Annotated in this window: 12 protein-coding genes; 3 read left to right on the forward strand and 9 right to left on the reverse strand. The window is 69.2% G+C overall.

Annotation, left to right across the window (positions count from 1 at the left end; all coding sequences use genetic code 11):
- Positions 1–166 precede the first annotated feature (166 nt).
- Together Scani_RS17105 and Scani_RS17110 are read right to left on the reverse strand one after the other, a co-directional pair.
- A complete protein-coding gene (locus Scani_RS17105; protein ID WP_159476685.1) occupies positions 167–652 on the reverse strand; it encodes a peroxiredoxin in 486 nt (161 codons plus the stop codon).
- Between the two features lie 56 nt (positions 653–708).
- Entirely contained in the window at positions 709–1098 is a 390-nt protein-coding gene (locus Scani_RS17110; protein WP_159476688.1) for a hypothetical protein, read from the reverse strand.
- A gap of 618 nt (positions 1099–1716) precedes the next feature.
- Between Scani_RS17110 and Scani_RS17115 the strand changes: the two genes are divergently transcribed.
- Positions 1717–2034 carry a UBP-type zinc finger domain-containing protein gene (locus Scani_RS17115; protein ID WP_159476691.1) on the forward strand — a complete coding sequence of 106 codons (318 nt, stop codon included), beginning with the start codon at positions 1717–1719 and terminating at the stop codon, positions 2032–2034.
- A gap of 48 nt (positions 2035–2082) precedes the next feature.
- On the opposite strand, the gene Scani_RS17120 is transcribed toward Scani_RS17115, so the two are convergent.
- The 7 genes from Scani_RS17120 to Scani_RS17155 all read right to left on the reverse strand — a co-directional run bounded on the left by Scani_RS17120 (position 2083) and on the right by Scani_RS17155 (position 9268).
- Positions 2083–2718 carry a hypothetical protein gene (locus Scani_RS17120; RefSeq protein ID WP_159476694.1) on the reverse strand — a complete coding sequence of 212 codons (636 nt, stop codon included), beginning with the start codon at positions 2716–2718 and terminating at the stop codon, positions 2083–2085.
- A 127-nt stretch (positions 2719–2845) separates the two neighbouring features.
- Positions 2846–3217 (reverse strand): hypothetical protein, encoded by a 372-nt coding sequence (locus Scani_RS17125; protein WP_159476697.1) that lies wholly within the window; start codon positions 3215–3217, stop codon positions 2846–2848.
- A gap of 24 nt (positions 3218–3241) precedes the next feature.
- Positions 3242–4765 (reverse strand): AbeC-like domain-containing protein, encoded by a 1524-nt coding sequence (locus tag Scani_RS17130; protein ID WP_246295941.1) that lies wholly within the window; start codon positions 4763–4765, stop codon positions 3242–3244.
- Between the two features lie 270 nt (positions 4766–5035).
- The gene (locus Scani_RS17140) at positions 5036–5773 is read right to left on the reverse strand and encodes an SAM-dependent methyltransferase (RefSeq protein ID WP_159476703.1); all 738 of its coding nucleotides are present in this window, start codon (positions 5771–5773) and stop codon (positions 5036–5038) included.
- Positions 5774–5897: 124 nt separating this feature from the next.
- Entirely contained in the window at positions 5898–6977 is a 1080-nt protein-coding gene (locus tag Scani_RS17145) for a chitinase (protein WP_167538113.1), read from the reverse strand.
- Positions 6978–7399: 422 nt separating this feature from the next.
- Positions 7400–8119, reverse strand: a complete 720-nt coding sequence (locus Scani_RS17150; protein ID WP_159476706.1) for an HAD family hydrolase — start codon at positions 8117–8119, stop codon at positions 7400–7402.
- A gap of 228 nt (positions 8120–8347) precedes the next feature.
- On the reverse strand, positions 8348–9268 hold the full coding sequence (locus tag Scani_RS17155; RefSeq protein ID WP_159476709.1) for a ScbA/BarX family gamma-butyrolactone biosynthesis protein: 921 nt from the start codon (positions 9266–9268) through the stop codon (positions 8348–8350).
- A 105-nt stretch (positions 9269–9373) separates the two neighbouring features.
- Here Scani_RS17155 and Scani_RS17160 point away from each other — a divergent pair, with 105 nt between their 5' ends.
- Both Scani_RS17160 and Scani_RS17165 read left to right on the forward strand, forming a co-directional pair.
- Positions 9374–10027, forward strand: coding sequence for a ScbR family autoregulator-binding transcription factor (locus tag Scani_RS17160; protein WP_167538182.1), 654 nt, complete (start codon positions 9374–9376; stop codon positions 10025–10027).
- 203 nt (positions 10028–10230) lie between these two features.
- Positions 10231–10764 (forward strand): LppU/SCO3897 family protein, encoded by a 534-nt coding sequence (locus Scani_RS17165; protein WP_159476715.1) that lies wholly within the window; start codon positions 10231–10233, stop codon positions 10762–10764.
- Positions 10765–10780 lie beyond the last annotated feature (16 nt).

Genomic DNA, 10780 nt, shown 5'->3' on the forward strand with positions numbered 1-10780 from the left:
CGCCGGTGACTGTCCGTCGTCGCGTGCTCATAACCCGTATTCGGAACCCGCCGGAGAGCGGATTGGTCGATCGCTCCATCAATTTTCTGCGGCTTCCGCGGCCGACGGGGCAGGTGGCCGCCCAGTCCCGTCGCCGCGTCAGGGGTTCCTCCGCCCCGTCACCGCGTCAGGTGGTCGCCATGCCCCCGAGATGCCGGGCGAGTGTGTCGAGGGACTGGAAGGTGGCACCGAGCAGGGCCACATGCTTCCAGTGCAAGGTCCCGTCGGATCCGATGAGGAAGACCGCCCTGCGCAGCCCGATGCCGGGGGCGGTGACACCGAAGGCGCGGGCGACGCGGCGATCGGTATCGGCGAGCAACGGCATCCGCAGGTCGTACTTGCGCGCAAACCGATCGTGGCTGTCGACGTCTTGAGGGCTGATGCCCCAGACTTCCGCGTTCTGGTCCTGGAGCTGCTCCAGGCCGCTGGAGTAGGAACACAACTGCTTGGTGCACACGCTGGTGTCGTCGCCCGGATAGAACGCCAGGACGAGCGGGCGGCCGCGCTGAAGGGAGAGGACGTAGTCACGCCGCTCGAAGCGGTCGCCGGTGAGCACACCACCCGGCAAGGTGAAGTCGGGTACCTGCGTGCCGATTTGGGGTGCGGAGGCCATCTGGGTATCCAATCCACTAGGGGAACGGGAAGGGCTGCGAGGAGTGCGTACGTGCTCTATCTTCGCTTGGTCTCGGCCGGCGCCGTCAGCGGTGGCGACGCTGCCGGCTCGACCTGTTCCCACCTCGTCCAAGCGAATCGCACATCAGGGAGAAACACGCAGCGGCGACCCACCGCGCAGGACCGGCTGATGCGTTCCGGGACACGGATGAGACAGAGCCGCAGGCCGCTGTGCGAAGCAATCACCTCGCGGAGCATGCCGGCGGACAGGTCGGTGACCCGGCACTCGGTGAAGTCGAGAAAGAGGTGCAGCGGGCGCGAGGTGGCATAGGTTTCGATGGCGCCACGCAACGGGTGCTGACCACCGCCGTCCACCACGCCGCTGACGGCAAGCCAACGGCTCACTCGGCCAACGGCCAGGAACCGTATCCGCAGGCTCTGCACCATCGCTCCGTTCTCCCACTCCGTTCGCCCGCTCTGATCCGCACGGCAGCCGGCCCGGCGAGAGAGCAGCGCGGCGTTCGGGACGTCCTCGCCTGATGGGTTCGTTGCCGGACGCGGTCCGGATTGGTCGGGAGCGGATCTGACATCGGTGGTGGGTGCGGGGCAGCCACCACCCGGGGGCATGTGCCCCGGCGGTCGTGTGGCGTCGGGGCGCAGCACGAGAGACGGCAGGGAGCGCGCACCGGACGCCCTGCGTGACCGCTCCGACACCTTGGGCTCCTCCGGGCAGGCCGCCCCGCACCGGAGTCGGCGGACCCGTCGCCGTGGCGGGCGGCAGCGGCGAGCGCCGTGGAGGTGGTCCGGTCCACCGTTTGACAGGGTGCCGCCGAGTGGGAGGGTAGAGGTATCGATCCTGGCCTCGCCGCCGGGCGAGGGCGCTCCACGCCCGGGCTGGACCAAGATCGTTCCCCTTCCCCCCCTTCCCTCCCGACGACGGCACCCGCCGATCCCGCTCCCGCCGGACCCCCGGGTACGGCAAGCGCCCATGAGGGCCTTCATGGTCTCCGTGCATACGCCACAGGGGCCCGTCAGGGGATCGGCCGTGTGCGGTGAGTAGGCACCATGGCTAACAGCGACGGATCGGCGGGCAGCCTGATCTGTCAGCACCTCGACGAGGTGACGACGGTCAGCGCCGACAGCCCCGACAGCTGCCCCGAGTGCGTCGCGCTGGGTGACCAGTGGGTGCACCTGCGTGAGTGCCAGAACTGCGGACACGTCGGCTGCTGCGACTCGTCGAAGAACAAGCACGCCACGGCCCATTACGAGGCCACCGGCCACCCGCTCATCCGTTCCTACGAGCCCGGCGAGGCCTGGTGGTGGTGTTACGAGGACCAGGTGGTCTTCGAGGTCGAGGGCGTAGGACCGGAACGGCCGGCATGAGCTCGGAGGAACCCGGTCCCGTCATCGTCCGAGAGAAGCGGACAGCGCTCAGTACCGGGTGATGTCGGCGCTGACGATCTCGCCGCCGGACACCGTGTAGGTCCCCTGGAACACCTTCACCGAGCCGTCGCTCTGGGTCGCGTGGAGGAGGGCGCGGACCTGCCCGGGGCTCGCGTCGTTCACCGCGGTGAGATCGATGCTCTGCGTCGTGTCGAAGCCCGAGACCCACCTCGAATAAGAGGCACCGCCGATGTTCTTGCCCCCGAGGTCCCAGGCCGCCGAGAAGTTCTCGTCGTTGATGTAGCGGTAGTACTCCTCCACGATCGCGCTCGCGTCATCGGGGGACGGCGACGTGTCCGACGGGGTGGGAGTGGGAGTGTCGATGGAGGACGGCGACGGCGGATCGACGTAGGTCGGCGGTACGGAGACGACGTCGCCGCCCTGCGGCAGGGTGGTCGACGGGACGCCGGCCGCTCCGTCGGAAGACCCGGTGGACCAGTCGCCGGAGGAGTCCGAGGACGAGTCGGCAAGGACGTACGCGGCCACGCCTCCTCCCACGAGCAGAGCCGCCACCAGCCACAACAGCCACTGCGGGAGGATGGTGGACCCCACTCGGACGTAGCCGTACCCGGCGGTCCCGGTGGCCCTGCCGGCGCCACCCGGTACACCGGACTCGCGCGGCATACCGCAACTCTCACACGAGTGCGCGGCGGCATCCTCACTGGGCGCACCGCAGTGCAGGCAGGATGGCACGGTCATCTCCCCCTATCCCTCTCGGCTCCTCGGAGCCCGTTCTTCGCGTGGCACCCGCCTACAGCCCGCGGATCGCCTCTTCGATCGCCACCGCCAGGGAGGCCAGAGCAGTGAACCCCGGCACCGCGCCCACCAGCGCCCTGGCGAACAACTTCAGCTTGCCCTTGCGCGGTTCCGCCGAGGCGACCTCCTCGCGCGCGTCCTCCGCGGCCTCGATCAGGTCGGCGCGTTCGGGGTGCTCGGACCTGCCGAGCTCGTCGATCAGCCGGGTGAGCAGGTCGCCGATGTCCTGGGGCGACGGCTGCCGCCCGCCGTCGGACTGGGTCAGCCCGCTGTCGCGCACCTCGGCCTTCGCATTCCTTCCGCTGGCGACGGCGTTGCCGACGACGTTGGAGCCGCCGGTCGCGATGATTCCGTTGTTCCTCTGCATTCCGATGCGATCCCTTCTCGGTTATCAGTCCAGATTCAGCAGCGGGATCTTGTTGAGCACTCTCGTGGAGATCCGCGACTTCGCGCCGGAGGCGACCGAGTTGCCTTCCACTCTCGCTCCCTCGGCCGCGATGATGCCGTTATTGATGATCATTTCCTGACGCTGGATCAGGCCGCCCGCGTCGATGTCATGCGCTTCGGCGAACTCGACGAGAGCGTCCAGGACCCGCTTCTCGACCGTCTTGAGGACCATGCCGCTGTCGGCCTTCTGGAAGTAGCGGTGGTGGTCCGCGGCCGCTGCCTGCCGGCGCACGCTCAGGCGCGCCCCGTAGTCGAATCTGCGCAGCCTGGTGATCAGCTTTTCCTGGCGGCGCAGACGCCAGGACATCCAGTAGTCGGGGGCGAATCCCGCGACCGCCCGCGCGGGCGAGGCCAGCAGGACGAACACGGTGCTGACCAGGGTCTCCGACACCAGCTTGGCGAGGTCGCGCAGGGGCGGGCGGGGCATGAGGGTGTCGATGACCCGGTAGCGGTCGAGCAGCGGGAACAGCACCGTCGGGACGGCCTCGACGAAGAGGCTGGAGTCCGAGCGGACGAAGCGCAGGAAGAGCGAGGTGACCAACTCGCCGCCCCAGCCGGTGGAGTGGACGGCCAGGTAGGGGCGGGCCCCCTCCTCGGGTGTCCGTTTGAGGGCATCGAGCTGGTCGAAGGGGATGCGCGCGACCGGTCGTCCCAAGGGATGGGACAGGAAGCGTGAGTCCCCCAGGAGGCTCCCCCCGTCGACGAAGAGCCGTTCCTCGATCTCCAGACAGGGTAGGACCAGAGTGCCCAGCCGGTCGGCGATGTGGGCGTAGAGCTCCGTCACCTCGAAGTCGCGCGGTGTGACACCCGCTCGACCCGAGGTCGTGACGTCGAATGCCAAGGACCACGAGTCGAGTTCGACCCCGTACCCGATGAACGGTGAATAGCCGCTGTACGTGGTGACGTTGCCTCCGGCGTACGAGCCGATCTGGCGGAGGCGCGCCGCGATGTCGTCATTGAGCGGCGGTGGCGCGGCCGCGGGGTCGAACCGGTCCGGGCGGAGGCTTTGCAGGTGGCGGCCGTACTTGGTCGAGAGTTCGAAGGAGAACAGCGTCACCCAGGAGGCGATCAGCACCAGCAGCGTGAGGGCGGCGTTCCCGACCCAGAAGAAGAAGACGAAGAACAGCAGGAACAGCACGGTGAGTACGAGATCCCGGCCGTGGCGGCGGGCGTTGGCCAGATAGGCGTGCCGGAGTGCCACGGGGACGTCGCACGCCGGGGCCGCCGCCACACCCAGATGGGGCTCGGCGGCGACCTGCTTGATGAGCGACTTGGCGTAGGCGCGGTCCAGGTAGGCGGCCGCGCAGATGTATCTGGTCACGTCCCGGCCGTTCCCCCACCGCGGCACGGCGCTGCGGCGGTCGGCGGCGCTGGTGGCGAGGGACCCGATGGACGCCGAGGGCACGGTCGGCGCGTGGTCGGCGGGCTCGGGAATCGTCGCGGACGGCTCATCCGCCTCTATGGCCACGCCGCAACTGCTGCAGAAAGCGGCCCCCGTATCGGTGCCGCGGCCGCATCCTGGGCACACAGTCGTCTGCGTCATCGCTCCCCCGCACATGAGATGACCCGAAGGCCACCAAGTGCACCACAGCGGCGACCTGAGAGTGCGTCATAGTCACTCTTCGAGTCAGTACCGTTACAGATCAGGAACGGGTGGCCGCGGTGGCTCCGGTGGCGGGAGAGGTACGGAGGCCGGTCCGGGGCCGCGAGCAGCCCCGGCGGCCCCGGCAGCAGGGGGTCAGCCCGATGTCTGACGCAGGACCAGGCAGACGAACCCCCAGGTGTCCCGGTAGCCGCGCAGCCATTCGGAGCGCCGCGTGCCGGCCGTCTCGAGGGCCTGGGGGCTGTCCGGGTCGGCCGGGTGGTCCAGGGCCCATGCGGCCAGCGAGCCCCAGCAGGCCCACTCGTAGTCGTCCAGTTCGGCGCGGGTACTGACATGGCCGTGCACAGGAGTCCACCCGTCGGCGACGACGCGATCCACCGTGGTCGCCAGGTCGTCGAAGTCCCCGAGCATCTCGACGGCCTCCGGTGAGGGCTCGCGCTCCCAGAAGCCGTCACCGATCAGCACATGTCCCCCCGGTGCCAGGTGCTCGCGGGCCGCGGCCAGGGTGGGCAGCAGGCCGCCGAAGGCGTGCGCGGCCCCGACGCTGAGCACCAGGTCGAACGCGTGCGGCGAGGAGAAGCTCCGGGCATCTTGGTGATGGAGCACGAGGCGTTGCTCGACGTCGCGCTGGACCGAGGTCTGCCGGGCCTGCGTCAGGTCGTCCGCGGAGAGGTCGACGCCCTCGGCGTGCAGCTGCGGGTGCATGGCCAGGGCACGCAGCAGCCATTCCCCGCCCCCGCAACCGAGGTCGAGTACGCGCTCGTTGCCGCGCGGGAGGCCGCGCTCCAGCAGGCGGCGCACCGAGTCGTCGTCGACGGGGGCCTTGATCGGGTGGTCGGCATGGGCGATGCGGGAGATCTGTTCACGATTCACCGGCGCAGCTTGCCAGCGCCGGTGAATCGCGCGCACATGGTTTTCTCGTCCTCGGCCTCCCCCGGCGGGCGGGCCCTGCCGCACGCTCACGGGCTCGCACCGACGGAGTCAGGAGCGGCGGCGGTCAGCCGGTGAAGGCCTTCGTGAACTCGTTCGCCGGCTTCCCGATGCTGGAACAGGTCGCCGTCGCCTTGAGGGTGGCGCCTCCCGGACAGGCCTTGTCGCGGGTGAGCGACCACATCGACAGCCGGCCGAGGCCCTTCTTGTCGGCGAACCTTTTGAGCTCGGCCGCGTCGTCGGTCCTGAAGACCTCGCCCTTGACGTCGTTCACACCGATCATCGGCGTGACCGCAACGGTCTTCCAGGCCCGGGCCTCGTCGCGGATGCCGAGTGCCGACTTGACCTGCTTCTGGGTGGCGGTGGCGGCCGAGATGGCGTATTTGCCCATGTCGCCGTCGTAGTAGGTGCCGTAGTCCATCGCCATGATGTTCACGGAGGAGATCCGGACACCGTTCTTCTCGGCGTTCTCCAGGACCGCGACGGCGTGCCGGTTCAGACCGGAGGGGAGCACCGGGAGCGTGAAGGACACATCCAGCTTCTTGTGCTGCTGGAGCCGGGCGATCGCTCGGGCGCGGAGGTCGTTCGCCCTGGTGTCCGTCAGGGCGGGGCCCTCGATGTCGAAGTCGGCCTTCGTCAGGCCGTAGGCGTCGATGACCTCGCTGTAGGCATGCACCAGCTTGTCCACCGAGCCGCAGACCCTGGCCAGTTCGTTGCCGCTCTGCCCGCCGAAGGAGATCCGTACATCGCCGCCCTTGGCGCGCAGCGCGTCCGCCTGCCGCGCCACCGGGTTGTCGCGGAGTGTCTGCCGGCCGCCCCACTTGGGTACGCAGCCGCCTCCCGGGGAGACGAAGGCCAGGTTGTACTCCTTGACGCCGGTCTCCTCGGCCCCCTTGAGAAGGTCATAGGGGGGCCTGAGCGAGGTGTCCACGTACGGCGAGAAGGTGCTGGATTCCTTGGCGGGGGCGGGGCTGCTCTCCTGCGGCGAGGACACCACGGGGGTCGGGCGCTTGGGCTTCTCCTGATGGTCCTCGCTCGAACATCCGGCGAGCAACAACGCCGCGGTCACCGCCGCTCCTGCCACGGTGACGGCCGGCCGCACCCGGTGGCTCGTCCGGGGAGCAGGCACTTCTGCGTCGTTCGTCATCGTCGGGCTGCCTCCATCAGTGGGGGGTGGGCAGTTGGTGGTCGGACCTGCCGCGAGGAAGCGACAACGGCTGGGGGGTATGTGTGGGGGCCGGGTTCGGAGGATATCGGGCGGCAGGTGAGCGGGGCACTCGGGGCGGGCGCCGGGTGAGGCGGGCGGCCCGCCCGTCGGGCACGGATACGTCAAGTAGTCATCCGTCGAGGGTACTTGAGAGGGCACTCGATACGACGGATCGGGCTTGGCGGCCCCCGCGCCCGACCCGCGGCACGGGTCCTGGCGTCTGCCCTGCCGCAACACCGTCCAATCGGCGGAGGCGACGTGGGAAGCCTCACACACCGGACTCCTTGGGGGAGGAAAACCCCCGAGCCGGACCGCCTCCGCCCCTATGACGTCACGGCGCCATGACACCTGGCGTCATCACGTCACGACTCCCTGCCCTCTGCACCATCGGGGCCCGTGCCCTGGGCGGGGATGCGGGCGTCGGCCCACCCCCGCACCGCCGGCTCTTCCAGCGAGTGGACCCACCAGTCGGCCAGTGCCGTCTCCGCGTCGCTCGGCCGGGGCCCGACGCCGAGTACGCGCATACCGGCGCCCGCGGCGGCCTGGATGCCGCAGTGGGAGTCCTCGACGGCCAGCGTGTCGGCGGGTTCCACCCCGCAGAGCTCGGCGGCGGTGAGATAGACGTCCGGATGGGGCTTGGGCCTCGTCGTGGCATTGGGCACCACGATGTGACGGAAGCATTCCCGGAGTCCGGCCATGTCGAGGCAGGACTCGACGACTTCCAGCGGGCAGTTGCTGGCCACCGCCAGCGGGGCGAACTGCACGGTCGAATGCACCAGTTCCGGCGCACCGGGCATGGTGGTGGGGTCCGCGGAGACGAGGTCGCGGAAACATTCGAGCAGCGATTCCGTCATGTCCCCGGTCAGTTCCGGGCGGCCGGCGACGTCGGCCATCAAGCGCCCGCATTCGGTGTAGTGCAGCCCGCGGGCCTTTTCCGCGAATGCGGCCGAGGGGGTGAATCCATAGCTGTGCAGCACCATGTCACGGGCGTCCTGCCAGTGGCGTTCGGTGTCCATCAGCGTGCCGTCGCAGTCGAAGACGACGGCGGCGGGAGTCCAGGAAAAGATGCTGTCTGCGGTCATCCGAGATTCCGTTCCGAGGGGCCCGGAGGCGCCGCTGTGACCGGTCGCGAAGAGAGACAGCGCAGGGTCGGTTACGGACGCCCGTCACCGGGCCGAGGGGATTTCCGGCAGAGGGCAGTCCTCATGGGCGGGAGTCCTCCGCGCTCCACGCCGGAACATAACGATCGTTACGTTACGGACGGCAACACAGAGTGGTCAACAGGTTCGTAAATGTCCATATTGTGTGCTCTACGTATAACCGAGAGTTCCGTAAGCCGTTTCAGTGCCGCCCTGGACGATGCGGAAAGCGCATGTCGACCGGTGCCGGGTGCACAGCACCCTTGCGGGTGGGGCCGGTTCGGTGAACCGTGAGGCCTTCAGCCAGCCGAAACGGGGGCGGCTCAGCCTGCCCCGGCTGCCGTAGGAGGCGGCCTGGCGGGCGGCCTCCAGCAGCACCATGCCGGGTACGTGATCGGTGGGGTGGTCGAAGAAGAACGGGTGCAGCGGGTCGGCCGGTGACACCAACAGCCCGTCCCCGTCGAGAGCGAGGACCACATCGTGCGGGTGGTTCACGGTGAGCCGGGCGGCCGGTGGGCGGTTCCCCTGCCCCGAAGGGCGGGCCGAGGAGGCCACGCCCGCGCTTGCGGCGCGCAGCGCGGTGAAGCGCGCGCCGTCCAGAAAGCGCACGCCCCCGCCACCGCACCCGAAGGTCTTCCCGTAGGCGGCGAAGGTGACGTTCAGTCGCAGGCCCACGACGGGCCCGTCCCGCAGCCGCCGGACGGCGCTCACCCGTGCGCGGCAGGTGACCTGGGTCGCTCCGGCGCGGGCCGGCGTCTCGTCGGCGGGCCTGAGATGGAAGTACAGGTCGGTGATGACCGCGTGGAACGCCGCCGGAACGGCGTAGAACCGCAGGGGAACGTAGAGGCCGAGCTGACGCAGCGTCTCCACCAGGATCAGCGGGCTGTGCCGCTGTGAACCGTCGCGGGGGAAGGTCGCATGCGCGCGCGGCCAGGACGCCGCCGCGAGGAAGACGTGCGCGGTGTCGGCCGGCCGTACGTCGGTGAGGAGGACCTCCGCCACCGAGGTTCGGTGCACCAGCTCGCGCTCGACCGTACGGGACCAGCTGAGCGGCTCACTCTTTCCAGCGGCGCCGACCGTTGACGTGCTCATACGACCAGGGAATACCTAGATGCGCACCTGCGCACCCTTGAATTCCGGGGCGCGCGGAACGGTAGGTTGCCTGCCGGCGGTACGAGACCGAAATCCGAGGTGTATGTGCAGATCCGGGCGAAGACGACGCGCAGGTCCCTGCTCGAGGCGGCAGCGACCTTGTTCGACGAAAGAGGGTACGCCGGTACCAGCATCAGCGACATCAGTGCGCATTCGGGTCGCACCAGCGGTGCCATCTATTTCCACTACGCCAGCAAGGAGAAGCTCGCGCTCGCCATCGTCGAGGAGCATTTCGCCACGTGGCCGCATTTGATCAGCCGGCACCGGCAGCGCGGTCTGCCCGCATTGGAGAAACTCGTCGCGCTGAGCTTCGAGGTGGCCCGGGCCTTTCGTGACGACATCGTGGTCCGGGCCGGAGCCCGCCTCTGGGCCGAACGCAAGGCCATCGACACCCAGCTCCCCGCGCCGTTCCTCGGCTGGATCGAAGCGGTCACGGAGCTGCTCGAAGAGGCCGACCGCAACGGTGAACTCGCCGACGACGTGCCGCCCGCCACCACCGCCCACGGCATCATCTGCGCCTTCTTCGGTCTGCACACCGTCTCCGACGCCCTGGACGGACGCCGGCACATCGAGGAGCGCCTCGACGACCTGTGGCATCTGCTGCTCCGCGGACTGCAGGCCGAGCCGGACCCGGCCGCGCTGCTCGAGCGAGTGCGCCGGCCGATGCGCGAGAACCAGCAGACCCCCGGGTCCGCGTAGCCGGATCGTGGCCTCGCCGACAACGGTTTCCGGACCGGGACTTGGGGGTGGGTCCCTGTGCGGCGGAGCGGCCGCACGCGGTCGTCCAACGCGCCGTCGGCGGGCAGGGGCTGCTGGTCAGCGGGCTCGTGACGGGAGGTAGCCTGCACCGGTCCTATCGAGTTACCCGTCGTCCGGGTAGTCAGCCATGGGGGAATTCAGGCATGTCCGCGCCGCCGCCCTATCAGAATCAGCCGCAACAGCCCTACGGGTATCCGCAGCAACAGCAACAGCAACAGCAACAGCAGTACGGATATCCGCAGCAACAGCAGCCGTATGGGTATCCGCAGCAGCCCCAGGGGCCGCAGCGGCCGCAGGGCCCGCAGCGGCAGAGCAGCCCCTTGCGGGGGCTGATCACCGCGGTCATCGTCCTGGCGATCTTCGGCGGCGGCGCCTGGTACGTGTGGGACTACAACACCAATCCCCATGGCGGCAAGGCCAAGAAGGAGGCCGCCCAGGCCGCGCGGGCCGAGGAGAACAAGAAGTACGACCCGCAGGTCGGGGACTGCGTCAAGGTTCACGACCCCCAGGGGGAGCCGAGGGCGGAGATCGTCGACTGCGGCTCGGCCGAGGCGGAGTACAAGACCGGCGACAAGCTGTTCGGCGCCGGCGAACGGTGCGGATCGAAGTTCGACTACGGCATTCACGTGTCGATCCGCCACAGCACGTCCTACACGCTGTGCTTCACCAAGGTCTGACCCTCGGGTCTCCCTC

The sequence above is a fragment of the Streptomyces caniferus genome (genome assembly GCF_009811555.1).
In the GTDB taxonomy this organism is placed as follows: domain Bacteria; phylum Actinomycetota; class Actinomycetes; order Streptomycetales; family Streptomycetaceae; genus Streptomyces; species Streptomyces caniferus.